The sequence below is a fragment of the Alcanivorax sp. S6407 genome (genome assembly GCF_023016115.1).
Lineage (GTDB): Bacteria > Pseudomonadota > Gammaproteobacteria > Pseudomonadales > Alcanivoracaceae > Alcanivorax.
The window spans coordinates 69724-85164 of sequence record NZ_JALKBH010000004.1 but is presented as its reverse complement, the minus strand read 5'-3'; the positions used below and the strand labels follow the sequence as shown (position 1 = coordinate 85164).

At 59.4% G+C, this 15441-nt stretch carries 11 protein-coding genes; 3 read left to right on the top strand and 8 right to left on the bottom strand.

Going from position 1 to position 15441, the window contains the following annotated elements; all coding sequences use genetic code 11:
- Positions 1-37: 37 nt before the first annotated feature.
- Positions 38-1048 carry a zinc-binding alcohol dehydrogenase family protein gene (locus MWU49_RS10260; protein WP_246971591.1) on the bottom strand — a complete coding sequence of 337 codons (1011 nt, stop codon included), beginning with the start codon at positions 1046-1048 and terminating at the stop codon, positions 38-40.
- A gap of 143 nt (positions 1049-1191) precedes the next feature.
- Between MWU49_RS10260 and MWU49_RS10255 the strand changes: the two genes are divergently transcribed.
- Positions 1192-2673, top strand: a complete 1482-nt coding sequence (locus tag MWU49_RS10255) for an amidase (protein ID WP_246971589.1) — start codon at positions 1192-1194, stop codon at positions 2671-2673.
- 155 nt (positions 2674-2828) lie between these two features.
- Here MWU49_RS10255 and MWU49_RS10250 read toward each other — a convergent pair whose 3' ends face one another.
- Positions 2829-3755 carry a metal-dependent hydrolase gene (locus MWU49_RS10250; RefSeq protein ID WP_246971586.1) on the bottom strand — a complete coding sequence of 309 codons (927 nt, stop codon included), beginning with the start codon at positions 3753-3755 and terminating at the stop codon, positions 2829-2831.
- A gap of 230 nt (positions 3756-3985) precedes the next feature.
- Between MWU49_RS10250 and MWU49_RS10245 the strand changes: the two genes are divergently transcribed.
- Positions 3986-6280 carry a TonB-dependent receptor gene (locus MWU49_RS10245; protein ID WP_246971584.1) on the top strand — a complete coding sequence of 765 codons (2295 nt, stop codon included), beginning with the start codon at positions 3986-3988 and terminating at the stop codon, positions 6278-6280.
- Between the two features lie 105 nt (positions 6281-6385).
- Here the strand turns inward: MWU49_RS10245 and MWU49_RS10240 are convergent, their stop codons facing one another.
- From MWU49_RS10240 to trxA, 6 genes are all read right to left on the bottom strand, one after another.
- Positions 6386-6745 carry a NirD/YgiW/YdeI family stress tolerance protein gene (locus MWU49_RS10240; protein WP_246971582.1) on the bottom strand — a complete coding sequence of 120 codons (360 nt, stop codon included), beginning with the start codon at positions 6743-6745 and terminating at the stop codon, positions 6386-6388.
- A gap of 67 nt (positions 6746-6812) precedes the next feature.
- Positions 6813-8093: a DSD1 family PLP-dependent enzyme gene (locus tag MWU49_RS10235; protein WP_246971580.1), complete on the bottom strand. Its 1281-nt coding sequence runs from the start codon at positions 8091-8093 to the stop codon at positions 6813-6815.
- Positions 8094-8280: 187 nt separating this feature from the next.
- Positions 8281-9642 carry a D-arabinono-1,4-lactone oxidase gene (locus MWU49_RS10230; RefSeq protein WP_246971578.1) on the bottom strand — a complete coding sequence of 454 codons (1362 nt, stop codon included), beginning with the start codon at positions 9640-9642 and terminating at the stop codon, positions 8281-8283.
- 247 nt (positions 9643-9889) lie between these two features.
- A complete protein-coding gene (ubiD, locus tag MWU49_RS10225; protein WP_246971575.1) occupies positions 9890-11365 on the bottom strand; it encodes a 4-hydroxy-3-polyprenylbenzoate decarboxylase in 1476 nt (491 codons plus the stop codon).
- Between the two features lie 237 nt (positions 11366-11602).
- Positions 11603-12862 (bottom strand): transcription termination factor Rho, encoded by a 1260-nt coding sequence (gene rho, locus MWU49_RS10220; protein WP_246971573.1) that lies wholly within the window; start codon positions 12860-12862, stop codon positions 11603-11605.
- 284 nt (positions 12863-13146) lie between these two features.
- A complete protein-coding gene (gene trxA / locus MWU49_RS10215; protein ID WP_035232078.1) occupies positions 13147-13473 on the bottom strand; it encodes a thioredoxin TrxA in 327 nt (108 codons plus the stop codon).
- A gap of 227 nt (positions 13474-13700) precedes the next feature.
- Between trxA and ppx the strand changes: the two genes are divergently transcribed.
- Positions 13701-15191 carry an exopolyphosphatase gene (ppx, locus tag MWU49_RS10210; protein WP_246971571.1) on the top strand — a complete coding sequence of 497 codons (1491 nt, stop codon included), beginning with the start codon at positions 13701-13703 and terminating at the stop codon, positions 15189-15191.
- Positions 15192-15441: the final 250 nt, after the last annotated feature.

The window sequence follows — 15441 nt, the reverse complement described above, 5'->3', positions numbered from 1 at the left end:
TTGCCCGCGCCTTGTAGCTTGCAGCTTGTAGCTGCCCCTATTCCCAGCCCGCCAATACCAGCTTGCCAATCGTGTTCCCTTCTTCCAGTCGCTTGTGGGCGGCTTTCAGGTTATCGGCATTGATCGGACCCAGGCCTTCGCTGAGGGTGGTCTGGATAGTGCCGGCATCCACCAGTTCGCTGAGCTGCTTGAGGATGTCACCTTGGCGCTGCATGTCCTGGGCGAACATGGCGCGGGTGAACATGAACTCCCAGCTGAAGCGGGCGCTTTTCGGTTTCAGTGGGTTCAGGTCCAGTGGGCCGCGGGCATCGACAATGGCGCAGATGTTGCCCAGCGGGGCGATGACCTGGCAGGCCATCTGCCAGTAATCATCCAGGTTCTGGGTAATGAAGATGCCATCCACCTGGGGCACGCCCAGCTTTTCCAGTTGTTCGGCAATGGGCTGACGATAATCCACCAGTGCATGGGCGCCCATGGCTTCACACCAGTTGGCAGAGGTTTCCCGGCCTGCGGTGGCAATCACGCGCAGGCCAAAGTGTTTTGCCGCCAGCTGGATGGCGATGGAGCCGACTCCGCCGGCCCCGCCAATCACCAGCAGGGTCTTGCCCTCGCATTCCCCGGGACGAAACCCCATCTGATCTTCCAGGGCTTCCCAGGCGGTCAACGCGGTTAGTGGTAATGCAGCGGCTTCCTGCATGCCAAGGCTGTCCGGCTTGCGGGCGACCAGGCGTTCATCCACACATTGATGCTCCGCATTGCTGCCCTGACGTTGCACCGCACCGGCATACCAGACCCGGTCGCCTTTCTGGAATGCCGTGACTTCACTGCCTACGGCTTCCACCACCCCGGCGGCATCGAAGCCCAGTACCCGGTGGCCGGGTTGCTCAAGAGGCCGCTGGCGCAATTTGGTATCAATGGGATTTACCGACACTGCCTGCACCGATACCAGCAGGTCCCGAGGGCCAGGGGAGGGGAGATCCAGCTGGATGTCTTCCAGGGCATGCACGTCATCAATGCTGCGGGGCTGATTGAATCCTATGGCTTTCATCTTCTCTCCCGATAGTTCGTTGTATCTTTGTTGCGGTGTAGAGGGTGAAGCGTTAATTGGCGCATTATGAAGGGCAGACTATGCCACAGTAAGGCTGCTGTTGCCGTGCGACTTTTGGCAACGTTGGGAGAGCAGGAGCATTCATGAAATTCGAAGAATACCGGAAGTTTGATGCCATCGGCCTCGCTGAGCTGGTCAGCAAGGGTGAAGTGAGCGCTGCAGAATTGCTGGAAGTGGCCATCAACAGAGCGGAAGCAGTAAACCCGCAACTTAATGGCCTGATCATTCCTCTTTATGACATGGCTCGTAAGCGGGCAGGGGAATCCCTTTCTGGTCCCCTGGCCGGTGTGCCGATGCTGGTGAAAGATCTGTTTCAGGAGATCGGTGGGCAGCCGGATTATCGCGGCAACAAGGCTCGCAAGACCCATGATGTCCGCGCCGATCAGGATTCTACTCTGGTGGCACGCTGGAAAGCGGCCGGTCTGGTGCCGTTCGGTCGCACCAATACGCCGGAGTTCGGCGCCAAGGGGATTACCGAGCCGGACTCTTTTGGTGCCGCCCGCAATCCCTGGAATCCCCAGCATACCCCGGGCGGTTCATCGGGCGGTTCCGCGGCCATGGTCGCCGCAGGTGTGGTCCCCATTGCTGGCGCCAATGATGGCGGAGGCAGTATCCGTATCCCGGCTGCCTGTTGTGGTTTGTTCGGGCTCAAGCCCGGCCGCGGCCGTACTCCCTGGGGTCCCACCTTCACTGAAGCCATGCATGGCATCGCGGTGAATCATGCCTTGACCCGTTCGGTGCGCGACAGCGCCTTGCTCCTGGACATCATTCAGGGCGATGAGCGTGGCAGCCTGTTTCATATCGCGCCGCCAGAGCAGCGCTATGCGGTGGCAGCAAAAAGCAATCCGGGGCGTTTGCGGATCGGCTTTTCGACGCGCTCGCCACTGGGAACCGATGTGGATGCGGAAGCGGTGAAGGCGGTGGAGAAGACCGTGGCGCTGCTGCGTGATCTTGGTCATGAAGTGGAAGAAGCCGAGCCGCAGATGGATGCCAAGCAGATGTGCATGGATTGGCTGACGGTGTGGTTTGGCCAGTGTGCCGCGTCGGTGGATGAGGTGAAGGCCCTGACCGGCTGTGGTGATGAAGGCTTCGAGCTGGACACTCTGGGTATTGCCGCTTTCGGCCGGGCCACGCCATCCAATGAGTATGTGGCCTGCCAGACCCGCTGGCAGCTTTACATGATCGCTCTGGATACCTTCCTTGAACAGTATGACTTCTGGCTGACGCCAACCCTCGCCATGCCGCCGGCCCGGATTGGTGCCATGGCAACCCCTTCTTTGCAGCAGGCAGCACTCAAGCTGGTGTTGAAGGTGGGTGCGGAAAAACTGCTGATGAAGACCGGCCTGATCGAAGACATGGCCATGGAGAACTTCAAGTACATGCCCTTCACCCAGTTCGCCAACGTCACCGGGGTGCCGGCCATGTCAGTGCCGTTGCACTGGACCGAATCCGGCCTGCCACTGGGCTCCCAGTTTGTCGGTGCCCATGGTGACGAAGGCAAGCTGCTGGCGCTGGCCTCACAGCTGGAAGAAGCGGCGCCGTGGTTTGATCGGGTGCCGATGTAGCGGATGCAGAGAAGAGGGCGTTGGGCGGTGTTGTAGGAGCGGCGCTTGAGCCGCGAAGCGCACTGGTAAATCATCGCATATCGCTTCGCGGCTCAAGCGCCGTTCCTACAGTCGTTATCGTGAAGATTTGGGCGGACGTCCGACCCGCTTTTTCCTCACACCATTGCCGCAGCTTGTGCCGCCGGTGAGCGTGCCAGATACGCCAGCGCCTGTTCCGTGTCACCTTCATGGATCGGGTGGAAGTTCGGGGATACCCAGCGGGCGGTGGCTTTCAGCAGGAAGCCGAAGGTCGGCACGTTACGGGTTTGCTTGCCCACCTTCTGCAGTTCCACCAGCACCTGGGGAAGCAGCATGCGCGCCAGACGCCGGGCGCGGGGGTCGGGATCCTGGCCGGCCAGCTGGCGGCCACCTTCTGCGATGAAATGCAGAAACAGGGGGAACACGATGGCCATCAGTGCCTGACGGCTCACATAGAACCCCAGTTCTGTCTTGCACAGGTGCTCGAACAAGTCGTAAGCCACAGTGCGGTGTTCCACCTCTTCGGCCAGGTGCCACTTGAACAGATCCACCATGGTGGCATCGCCGTTCAGCTCCCAGCTTTCGTTATCCATGGCCCACTGGCCGAGCACACCGGTGAAGTGTTCAATGGCGGCAATCAGGCCCACCCTGGTGATCAGCCACTGCTTTTTCCAGGACTCTCGTTGCAGCCATTTCACACCGAATGGCGCCTCACCGAGAAAGGTGCCAAACAGCCATTCTGCCCGCTCTGCAAAGCTTACGCTCAGGCCGTGAGCTTGCAGATAGGTCTGCGCCTGGGTGTGCTGGCGGGAGTGAATCGCTTCCTGACGGATAAAGCCCTCCACGTCCTCGCGGAGGGTGTCATCTTTCACCAGCGGCAAGGCCTGGTTGTACACCCGGCAAAACCACAATTCACCAGCGGGCAGCAGCATATGAATGCCGTTGATGATATGGGTGGAGAAGGGATCATCGCGGAGCCAGTGCAGTGGGGTGGAAGCAAAATCGAACTGCACACGACGGGCCTGAAGGGTGTGTCTGGGCTGTTGGCGTTCAGGGGCATTCATAATGGCATTCTCGTTTTTTGTCTGGCCACAGGCTGCCCAATACGCAGGGCAGCAGGAATACAATCCAAATGTATCATTGGTCAATGTAACAATAAACCCCGTTTGACCCGTCATGATTTGGGGCGTCCTTACAAACTTTACGCTACAGATTGTCATTCTCAATTGATAATGGTTATCATCTAGATGATACTGCTGCGCGTTTTCGAAGCTGTATTGTTGAGGGTGAAGTGATGAAAAAAACCATGGGGATGTCCGCACTGTTGGGGGCGACGGCGGGGCTGGTTACTGCGCCGGCATTGGCGGAAGAAGAGCAGGTGCATGAGCTGGCACAGGTCAAGGTGGTCTCGGCGGCCGGTTACGAGCAGAAGATCGTCGATGCCCCGGCCAGTATTTCGGTGATCACCGAAGAAGAACTGCACAGCCGTCCGTTTACTTCTGTGGTTGACGCGGTCCGTGACCTGGAAGGCGTGGATGTGGGGGAAACCCGCGACAAGACCGGCCAGTCCGGCATTTCCATGCGCGGCATGGGCGCAGACTACACCCTGATCCTCATTGACGGTCGCCGCCAGAATAACCACGGGGATATCTACCCGAACAATTTCGGCGGCAACCAGTTCAACCATATCCCGCCGCTGGAAGCCATCGAGCGTATCGAGGTGATTCGCGGCCCGTCCTCTACCCTGTATGGTGCTGATGCCATGGGCGGGGTGATCAACATTATCACCAAGAAGCATTACGACCAGTGGGGCGGCAGCATCAATGTGAGTCGTACCATTCAGGAGTACGACGAATACGGTGATGCCTCCACTACCGATTTTTCTGTCTCTGGTCCGCTGGGAAAACAGTTCGGTCTGGCCCTGCGTGGCAGCCTTTACGATCAGGACGCGTCCAACCCGGAATATGACCCGGTGGTGGATCCGAACGGGGTGGCACAGGAGCGCGAGCTGGGTTTCGGTGATGGTGGCAGAACCGTCGATAACGAGGACAGGTCCCTGGGTTTCACGCTGCGCTGGACCCCCACCGACAACCAGCGCATCTCGCTGGATTACGATGATTCGGTACAGACCTATGACAACTCGGACAGCCAGCTCGGCACCCATGACAGTCCCGAGCGGTTGCCCCGGGCGGGTTATGCAGAAGACCAGGAGTTCACCCGCGAGCAGGTGGCGCTGACCCATGAAGGTGAATGGGGCTTTGGTTTCAGCAATGTCTCATTGACGTATCTGGCCACCAACAATGATGGCCGCACCATGCCACTGTCTGCCGATGAGCGTTTGCAGTACGAGGATATCATCGCCAACAACGCCGACTGTGTGGCCGATGCTGGCAGCGATGCCTGCCTTGCCGCGTTGGGCTCTGCTTTCCTGCCGCGTCCGCAGCGCCAACTGGAAAGCAATGAACTGCGTCTGGATGGCAAGCTGGACCTGCCCATTAATGATCAGCACTTTGTGGTGGTCGGCACCCAGGTGCTGCGCGGCGAGCTGGAGGATGGCATTTTCGGTCTGGAGAGTGGCACCCCGGGCGAGGTATCCGAGAATAACTTCTGGGCCCTTTATGCGGAAGATAACTGGACCATCGTGGATCCGTTTACCCTGACTACCGGTGTCCGCTACGACAATCACGAGACCTTCGGTGATCAGGTCAGCCCGCGCCTGTACGGTGTCTATAACCTGAACCCGTCATGGACACTGAAAGGGGGCGTGAGCACCGGCTACAAGACGCCCAAGACCACGGATCTGTATGACGGCATCACCGGTTTTGGTGGCCAGGGCACCTATCCCTGGGTGGGGAATCCGGATCTGGAGCCGGAAACCAGTGTGAACTCTGAAATTGCTCTCTACTGGGAAAGCCCCAACCGACACAGCGCCAACGTGACGGTGTTCCAGAACGACTTCAAGGACAAGATTGTGCGTCAGGACAGCGAGCTCTGTTCAGCCACTGGCGGTCAGACGCCCTGTGTGGATCTGGGCGCCTATGAGGCCCTGGGAGGTCGACAGATCCTGACCCAGCCAGTGAATGTGGACAAGGCCGTCATCAGCGGGGTGGAAGTGGCGGGTCGCTACCAGATTTCCCCGCGTTGGTCCCTGCGTGCCAACTACACTTACATTGACAGTGAAGTGAAGAGTGGCGAAGGCAAAGGCTACCCGTTGACCGGCAGTGCCCGCCATATGTTCAACGGTACCCTGGACTGGCAGGCCACCCAAAAGTTCGGCATGTTCCTCACCGTGGAAGGCCGTCATGATCGCTTCCGTGGCTTCGGACGCGGTGGTGTTATCAATCGGGATGCGGATGGCGGTCTGTACTGGAAGAACTACGAGATTTACCACCTGGGTGCCCGTCTTGCCCTCAACGAATCGGTCAGCCTGAACGCGCGTATCAACAACCTGCTGGATGAAGACTTCACCACCTACGAGGTGGACTTCGAAGACAACGGTTCCGGTGGTTATGATGCGGTGTTCTACGATGACTACAACAACAAGGACGCGCGCCGTAATTTCTGGATCGGCCTGGAAGCGCGGTTCTGATGGGTGCGCCGGATGCCGGACGTCTGATGCCTGACGTTGCTCGGGTTGTCGTCCGGCGTCCGGCAGTTGCATGTTGCATGTTGCGTGATGCGTGGGGCGTTTCTCTCAATAACTTATCGTCGACGAGGCAGGATTGATGGCGCTCTTCAGGGAGTGCAGCTTGTCGGCGTCCACCCGGGGATGGGCTGCGGTCTGTTCCACCTGACCCGAGATGATCAGCCGGGTGCCGGGATCCAGTACCCGGCCGGCGGTGAGTTTACCGGGCAGTTCGATTTCGATCCTGCCGTCCCGGTCACGGAGCAGGTAGCGGTCATCGCCTAGTGCCTGAAGGATTTCGCCTTGCAGCTGCACCGGCGTGCCGTTGGCGGTGCTGGCGGAAATGTCCGCGCTGCTGTGCAGCATCTCGCTGTCGGCACTGGCCAGAGCTGCAAGGAGCAGCAGGGTTGTGGTTATCAGGGTTTTCATGAGTCACCGTCCTGAGTGAATCTCTTACCCTGTTAGAGCCCTTTTCTGGCAAGTTGTTCCCGGCGGCTCAGGCCCCTTGTCCTTGCGCCAATACCGGCCACCAGCCACTGATGTGCTGATCGTTCCACACGGCCAGATCGCCAAATTGCAGCAGCACGAATTCGCTCTGGTTCGGGCGGAAGAAGACCTGGTCGTCCACTCCCAATCCCGTATCCGCACTGCCGTTGTACATCATCTGATTGCTGCTGGAGCCGTAGATGCCGTTGGCCTGAATACCGGCCGGGGATTCGGGCCGGGCTTTCCAGTAGCCACCGTAGATGAAATAGGTGCGCTGGCGATTCGGGTCCCAGCGTTGCCAGGCTTCACCGAGTGGAACCGGGCCGGGCAGCGTCAGCCCGTCCATGGCCTTGATTACCGGGGCGGCAATAAACACGGCGGGTTGGAAATCCGCCAGCGCTGGCAGGTCAAAATCACCTGCCTTCACCAGGCAGGAGCCGGCGCTGAGTTCGTTGACCACGGAACTGTCGTCGTACAGGGCGATGGTGGGGCTGCCTGCGCCGTTAAAGCACAGCGATTGCGTTTGATATTGCGGCGCCTGCCGGTAAAGCCGCTGAATGAAGGCCTGGTATCTGGCTTCGGTTTTGCGGTGGCCGTCTGCAGCGCTTTCGATAAATCCGGGCAGCTTGCCCACATGGGCGTCATAGCCCATGAAACCGCTGAAGCTGAGATGGTCTGGGTGGGCGTGAATCAAGTCGAGCAGGGCATCCAGCTGTTGCGGATCACTGAGGCCGCCGCGGTGCAGGCCCACATCAATTTCCACGTTGATGCGCATGGGGCGATCAAGCTCGCGGGCCAGTGACAGGTATTGCTCCAGACGCGGCAGGCTGTCGACCAGCCACTGTAACTGCCAGACAGGGTCAAACTCATGGCTGGCACCCAGCTCCTGGTAGAATTGCCGGGCTGCCTGTATTGGCATGGGCTTGCCGAGCAGCATGTCACAGCCTGGAATAGCATCGGCCAGGGCATTCATGAAGGGCTGGTGGAACACCATCACCCGCTGGCTGCCGGTCTGCGCCATGACTTCCTGAATCAGGGGCACACTGGGCAGGGACTTGGCGACGATACGAAACGCCTTGCCCGCTGGCAGCGTCGTCATCAACGTCCGGCAGTTTGCCGCCAGCCGTTTCTGATCTACCAGCATCAAGGGCCGCCCCGGGCCGCTGTCTTTCAGGGTATCGTTGATGGCCTGGAAGTAGCTGTCATGGGCTGCGCCCCGGTTATCCGGTCGCAGCAGCCAGCCACCAGCGGCAAGGGCGCCCAGTCCGATCAGAAATCCCCGACGTTTCATTGCCAATCCCTGTTTGTAGTTGACAGTTGATAGTGGACAGTTGGCAGCGCCGCGGCATAGCGCAGTTGCCGCTCCGTGCAATGAGCCCGCGCCCACGCGTTGGGCGCGTCCTCTTCACTATAAGATCAAGACGGCATTGTTCGCGCAGCTGTCAACTGTCCACTATCAACTGCCAACTGCCTTTCCCTTACGCAAATAACTGCATCAAATGCGGATTGAGCATCCTGCCCTGCGGGTCCAGCTCCCGGCGAACCGCCTGGAAACGGTCAAAGGCGGGGTAAAGTTCCGCCAGTTCCTGACGGCCCAGATTATGCAGTTTGCCCCAGTGTGGGCGACCCCGATATTTACGCAGTATGGGCTCCACCGGCTTGAAGACCGGTTCATGATCCTGAGCGAAATACTGGTGGATGGAGAGACTGGCGCCGTCCCGTTCATGGAACATGGACAGCAGCCGGTCATCGCGGCCGACATAGCGAAACTCGATGGGGAAGAACACATTGATGTCTTCCTTGCGCAGGGTCTCGCAGATCTCTTCCAGGCAAGCCATGCCGTCATCGGCGGGCACGGTATATTCCATTTCGTTGAAGCGCACCGTGCGGCGATTGCCGTAGACGACATGGGATGGAGCGGTGAAGGTGCTGTCTTCCACAAACAGGGTCACCAGCTTCTGCAGTGAGGGAGTCAGCCAGCCGGCATGCATGGCGATCTTGCAGATGGTTTCCAGCAGATCGTTGTCGTCCGCTCTGGGGGCACTGTCATGGGGATCGTCAGTGATTTCCATGGTTTTGACGATAGCCTGCTCGCCCAGCGGAAAGGCGAAGAATTCGATGTGGCGGAAGTTGTCCTTTTCCTTCTCCACAAAATCCATGGCCTCCCGTAATGGCAGGGTCCAGGTGTGCTCCTTGAGTCGATAGGCGGGCTGATGGCGGAAGGTGATGTCGGTGACAATCCCCAGAGCGCCCACACTGCAGCAGGCGGCCAGGAAGCGATCGCCATCGTTGCGGTCCAGCTTCAGGGATTCGCCGTCAGGGAGCATCAGTGTGAGCGCTTCCACCTGTCCGGACAGGCTGGTGAGCTTTGTGCCGGTACCGTGGGTGCTGGTGGCAATGGCGCCTGCCAGGGACTGCAGGTTGATGTCCGGCTCATTGAGAAAACTGAAGCCCTGGCCATGGGCCTGGGCGCTGGCCATGGCCAGCCGGGTGCCGCCCCCCCAGGTGAACAGCTCACCTTGCTGCTGGCGCAGCCCGGCCATGGCTTCCAGGGAAATCAGGGTGTCATCGGTGGGTACCACGCCACTGAAGGAATGGCTGCCCCCAAAGGCGCGCAGGGTGCCGACACTATCGACAATGGCCTGGCGAAGTTCACTTTCCTGGCGGGGAAACAGCAGCTGATTCGGGTTGGCCTTCTGATTGCCAGACCAGTTCTGCCACGCCGCAGCGGTCTCTCCCGACTCGGCCAGCAGTTGCCCCGGGGCCAGTGCACCAACCGCGCCCGCACTACCCAGCGCCTTCAGAAAACCGCGCCGGTCGATGGAGTTCAGAAGTGCCATGAGGGTTCCTTGTTCTTGTTTGGCACCATGGTACTAAAAAGGCGATTGATAGTGAACAGTGAATAGTGAACAGTTAACAGCGGCGCGATAGCGCGCCGTTGTCATTGCGATGAAAGTTCCCGCGACGTGAATTTGGGCGCCGCCTCACACGTTTAAAAACCAGGAAAAACTTGACAGGGTATGCTGCTCGCGCAGCCTTCACTGTTCACTGTTCACTGTTCACTGTTCACTGTTCACTGTTCACTGTTCACTGTTCACTGTCGATGCCCAGACTGGCCCACATCTCATCCACCCGCTCTTTCACCGCCTTGTCCATGCTGATGGCGCGGCCCCATTCGCGGGTGGTTTCGCCGGGGAGTTTGCTGGTGGCGTCCAGGCCCATCTTGGAGCCCAGGCCGGCCACCGGGGAGGCGAAGTCGAGATAATCGATGGGGGTGTTTTCCACCATCACGGTGTCGCGGGCCGGGTCCATGCGGGTGGTGATGGCCCACATCACGTCTTTCCAGTCGCGTGCGTTCACGTCGTCGTCGCAGACGATCACGAACTTGGTGTACATGAACTGGCGCAGAAACGACCACACGCCCATCATCACGCGCTTGGCATGGCCGGGGTACTGCTTCTTCATGGTCACCACCGCCATGCGGTAGGAGCAGCCTTCCGGGGGCAGGTAGAAGTCCACGATTTCCGGGAACTGCTTGCGCAGGATCGGCACGAAGATTTCGTTCATGGCCACGCCCAGTACCGCAGGCTCGTCCGGCGGGCGGCCGGTGTAGGTGCTGTGATAGATCGGGTCGCGCCGGTGGGTGATGCGCTCCACGGTGAACACCGGGAAGCGTTCCACTTCGTTGTAGTAACCGGTGTGGTCGCCGAACGGCCCTTCGTCGGCCATTTCATCCGGGTAGATATGACCTTCAAGGACGAACTCGGCGCTGGCGGGCACCTGCAGGTCGTTACCGATGCATTTCACCAGCTCGGTCTTCGAGCCGCGCAGCAGGCCGGCAAAGGCATACTCGCTGAGGGTATCCGGCACCGGGGTGACGGCACCGAGAATGGTGGCCGGGTCGGCGCCCAGGGCAACCGATACCGGGAAGGGCTCGCCGGGATGCGCCTGCTGCCATTCCTGGAAATCCAGCGCGCCGCCACGGTGGCTCAACCAGCGCATGATCAGCTTGTTGCGGCCGATCAGCTGCTGGCGGTAGATGCCCAGATTCTGACGTTCCTTGTGGGGGCCGCGGGTAATCACCAGCGGCCAGGTCACCAGCGGGCCGGCATCGCCCGGCCAGCAGGTCTGGATCGGCAGTTTGTAAAGATCGACGTCGTCACCTTCCAGGACTTTTTCCTGGCAGGGGCCGCTACCTGATACCTTCGGCGACATGCTCAGGACCTTGCGGAACACCGGCAGCTTTTCCCAGGCGTCGCGGAAGCCTTTGGGAGGCTCCGGTTCTTTCAGAAAGGCCAGCAGCTCGCCCAGCTCGCGCAGTTCTTCCAGCGAATCACGGCCCATGCCCAGTGCCACCCGCCGCTCGGTGCCGAACAGATTGCCCAACACCGGCGTACCGAACCCCACCGGGTTTTCGAACAACAGCGCCGGCCCGCCTGCCCGCAGGGTGCGGTCACAGATCTCGGTCATCTCCAGTTTCGGGTCCACCGGCACGGTGATGCGCTTGAGTTCACCCATCTGTTCCAGCTGGGAAATGAAGTCTCGCAGGTCGCGGTATTTCATGGTGTTCCTTGTTGTTCAGTAACCGGAAGGTTGTGCGGCGAGTATAGCAGGAAGGACGCAGGACGCCTGATGCTCGACGCAAGACGCATAAAAACAAAACAAAAGCCGCGAGAAGCTTGAGGCTGAGAGAATGAAAGGGGTGTGATTATTGGCGCCGGGCGTCGGGCGTTAAAACCACAAAACCCCGCCGGAGCGGGGTTTTGCGTGTTGCATGATGCATGTTGCGTGAAGCGTCGCTTACTTCCGCTTCATGGAATCGAAGAATTCCAGGTTTGTCTTGGTCTGCTTCATGCGGTCGATGAGGAATTCCATGGCGGCGATTTCGTCCATGGGGTGCAGGACCTTGCGCAGGATCCACATCTTCTGCAGTTCGTCCTCGCTCACCAGACGCTCTTCGCGACGGGTACCGGACTTCTTGATATTCATGGCCGGGAACACTCGCTTCTCTGCCACCTTGCGGTCCAGATGCAGCTCCATGTTGCCGGTGCCCTTGAATTCCTCGTAGATCACTTCGTCCATCTTGGAGCCGGTGTCGACCAGAGCGGTGGCGAGGATGGTCAGGCTGCCGCCTTCCTCGATGTTCCGTGCGGCACCGAAGAAGCGCTTGGGCTTTTCCAGGGCGTGGGCGTCCACACCACCGGTGAGTACCTTGCCGGAGCTGGGCTGTACGGTGTTGTAGGCGCGCGCCAGACGGGTGATGGAATCCAGCAGGATCACCACGTCCTGTTTGTGCTCTACCAGGCGCTTGGCTTTCTCGATCACCATCTCGGCCACCTGAACGTGACGGGCCGGCGGCTCGTCGAAGGTGGACGCCACCACTTCACCGCGCACGGTCCGTGACATCTCGGTCACTTCTTCCGGACGCTCATCGATGAGCAGCACGATCATGTGGGTTTCGGGATTGTTGCGGGCGATGGATTGGGCGATGTTCTGCAGGAGCATGGTCTTACCGGCTTTCGGCGGGGCCACGATCAGGCCGCGTTGTCCTTTGCCGATCGGGGCCACCAGATCAATCACCCGGGTGGTGATGTCTTCGGTGGAGCCGTTACCGATCTCCATGACCAGGCGCTCGGTGGGGAAAAGGGGCGTCAGGTTTTCAAAAAGGATCTTGTTCTTGGCGTTTTCCGGCTTGTCGAAGTTGATCTCGTTGACCTTGAGCATGGCGAAGTAGCGCTCGCCATCCTTCGGGGGCCGGATCTTGCCGGCGATGGTGTCACCGGTACGCAGGTTGAAGCGACGGATCTGGCTCGGGGAGACATAGATATCGTCCGGGCCTGCCAGGTAGGAACCTTCGGCGGAACGAAGGAAGCCGAAGCCGTCCTGCAGGATCTCCAGTACGCCGTCGCCGTAGATGTCGGAGCCATTTTTGGCGGCGCGTTTGAGAATGGAAAAGATGACGTCCTGCTTGCGGGTTCTTGCCAGGTTCTCGAGGCCGAGTTCCTTGGCAATGTCCAGAAGTTCTCCAATCGGCTTCTGCTTCAGTTCAGAAAGATTCATTGGCGTATGTTTTGGTTTGAATGAATTGAGAGGATGCACCGCCTGCGGTGCTACAGTTGTTTTGATAATCCGGTTTTTTCGGAATCTGGCCCGGCAAGCCTAAAAGGGGGCCACAGGAAAATAAGGTAACCAGAGGTTCCGAAGGACTAACTAAAAGGGGGTGCTTGTAAGGAGGTTCCTTAAAGCTGTTCTGGAATCTACCACTCTGGGCAGGGGCTGTCTATAGGACCGGAGAAGTAATGCCCCGGCCGGTAGACCGGGGCGTTACAGGGTGTTTCAGGGGATTACAGGGTGCTGTCGAGGAAGGCGCTCAGCTGGCTCTTGGACAGGGCGCCAACTTTGGTCGCTTCCACGTTACCGTTCTTGAACACGCTCAGGGTGGGGATGCCACGAACACCGTACTTCTTCGGGGTTTCCGGGTTGTCGTCGATGTTGATCTTGGCGATGGTCAGGCGGCCTTCGTACTCACCAGCCAGCTGCTCCAGGATCGGCGCGACCATTTTGCAGGGGCCACACCAGGGTGCCCAGTAATCTACCAGCACCGGGCCGTCTGCATTGATGACCTGGGCTTCAAAGTCCGCGTCGGTCACATTGATAATCTCGCCGCTCATCGAATTCTCCTGATATAAAGGGGATTGGCTGACCGCAAGGGCCAGCTCACTGGGCAATAATATCAGGTTGCGGGCACTCATTTTCAAGCGAGGGAATGAATTATCGTTACTGTATTTGCCTATCGCGGTCCGCTGGCGGCACAGTAAAGCACGTTGAAATACCGGCGCTGACATCCTAACGCCATGATTTCAGGCTACTATCGGCCAATTCGCAGACAGGAGTATGCATGGAGCACGGCGAACATCTGGCCGCCATTGATCTGGGGTCCAACAGTTTTCACATGGTCGTGGCGCGGCAGGTACACGGCGAAATCCAGCTCATGGACGGGCTGTCCGAGAAGGTGCAGCTGGGCGCCGGTCTCGACAAGGACAACCGCATCGACGATGACACCCAGGCACGGGCGCTGGAATGTCTGGGGCGATTTGCCCAGCGCATTGCCGGGATACCCCGCGGCAGCGTGCGGGTGGTAGGGACCAATACCCTGCGTCAGGCGCGCAATGCCCGCCAGTTCATTGACCGTGCGGAGGAAGTGCTCGGCCACGACATCGAGATCGTGGCCGGTCGCGAGGAAGCCCGTCTAATCTATCTGGGCGTGGCCCATACCCTGGCCGATGATGCGGGTCAGCGGCTGGTGGTGGATATCGGTGGCGGTTCCACCGAACTGATCATTGGTGAGCGCTTTGAGTCCTCGGAAACCGAATCCCTGCACATGGGCTGTGTCAGTTTCGGCCGCCGCTTTTTTGGCGAGGGCAATATCACTGAGAAGGCGTTCGACAAGGCGGTCACAGCGGCGCGCCAGGAAGTGCTGTCGATTCATGCCAATTACCGCCGTATTGGCTGGCAGCAGAGTGTCGGCGCTTCCGGCACCATCAAGGCTATCAGCCTGGTGTGCGTGGAAAACGGCTGGTGTGACAGCGGCATTACCCTGGACGGGCTGAAGAAGGCCCGCAAGCGGGTACTCAAGGCGGGCAGTATCGAGAAACTGGATCTGAAAGGATTGCGGGAAGACCGCAAGGCGATTTTCCCGTCCGGGCTGGCCATTCTTTACGGCATCTTCGAGCAATTGGGAATCGAGCAGATGGAAGTGTCGTCTGGTGCCCTGAGGGAGGGGCTGTTGTACGACCTGCTCGGGCGCTTCAGCCATGAAGATGTGCGCGAGCGCAGTATCCAGTCACTGATGAATCGCCACCATGTTGAGCGAAGTCAGGCCGAGCGGGTCTGCGAAACGGCCACGGAACTGTTTCGGCAGGTAGCCGGCGACTGGCAGCTCAATGATGAAGAAATGGCCGACACCTTGCGCTGGGGTGCCCTGCTGCACGAGCTGGGTCTGGCCGTGTCCCACAGCCAGTTTCACAAGCATGGCGCCTACCTGATTACCAACTCGGACCTGCCCGGCTTTTCCCGGCAGGAACAGGAGGTGGTAGCGGTACTGGTGCGAGGCCATCGGCGCAAGATCCCCGTTTCCGCTCTGGAGGAGTTGCCCGCGGATGAACGCGAACCGTTGTTGCGTTTATGCCTGGTGCTGCGCATTGCCGCGCGCCTGCATCATGCCCGCTGCGATGAACTGATCCCGGCCATGAAGCTGAAAGTGAAAGGCAATACCCTCACTCTCACCTTCCCGTCAGGCTGGCTGGATGAGCACCCCCTGACCCTGGCGGATCTGGAGCAGGAACAGGAGTATTTTCAGGCGGCGGGATGTGAACTGACGTTGAGCTGAGCGCCTGCCAGATCAGATCACAATTTCTACGAAGCCGCTGTAGGAACGTAGCGCAGCGGAGTAACGCACGGAGTGCGGCCCCGAAGGGGTGAGCGAAGCGAATAACTTGCCTGCAGGCGATCCGAGCCTAAGCGAGGAATGCGTTCCTGGTTTTGAGAAGCGATTTTCGAAACGCAAAACCTGTTGCGAGGAACCGGGATTGGTTTTTGATCTTCGAAATTCGCTTCTGGAATCCTTACCTCGCTTAGGC

Coding starts and splice junctions, on each gene's coding strand:
- MWU49_RS10255 (WP_246971589.1), top strand. CDS start 1,192: ATGAAATTCGAAGAATACCGGAAGTTTGATGCCATCGGCCTCGCTGAG.
- ubiD (WP_246971575.1), bottom strand. CDS start 11,365: ATGAAATACCGCGACCTGCGAGACTTCATTTCCCAGCTGGAACAGATG.
- ppx (WP_246971571.1), top strand. CDS start 13,701: ATGGAGCACGGCGAACATCTGGCCGCCATTGATCTGGGGTCCAACAGT.
- rho (WP_246971573.1), bottom strand. CDS start 12,862: ATGAATCTTTCTGAACTGAAGCAGAAGCCGATTGGAGAACTTCTGGAC.
- MWU49_RS10235 (WP_246971580.1), bottom strand. CDS start 8,093: ATGAAACGTCGGGGATTTCTGATCGGACTGGGCGCCCTTGCCGCTGGT.
- trxA (WP_035232078.1), bottom strand. CDS start 13,473: ATGAGCGGCGAGATTATCAATGTGACCGACGCGGACTTTGAAGCCCAG.
- MWU49_RS10230 (WP_246971578.1), bottom strand. CDS start 9,642: ATGGCACTTCTGAACTCCATCGACCGGCGCGGTTTTCTGAAGGCGCTG.
- MWU49_RS10260 (WP_246971591.1), bottom strand. CDS start 1,048: ATGAAAGCCATAGGATTCAATCAGCCCCGCAGCATTGATGACGTGCAT.
- MWU49_RS10245 (WP_246971584.1), top strand. CDS start 3,986: ATGAAAAAAACCATGGGGATGTCCGCACTGTTGGGGGCGACGGCGGGG.
- MWU49_RS10250 (WP_246971586.1), bottom strand. CDS start 3,755: ATGAATGCCCCTGAACGCCAACAGCCCAGACACACCCTTCAGGCCCGT.
- MWU49_RS10240 (WP_246971582.1), bottom strand. CDS start 6,745: ATGAAAACCCTGATAACCACAACCCTGCTGCTCCTTGCAGCTCTGGCC.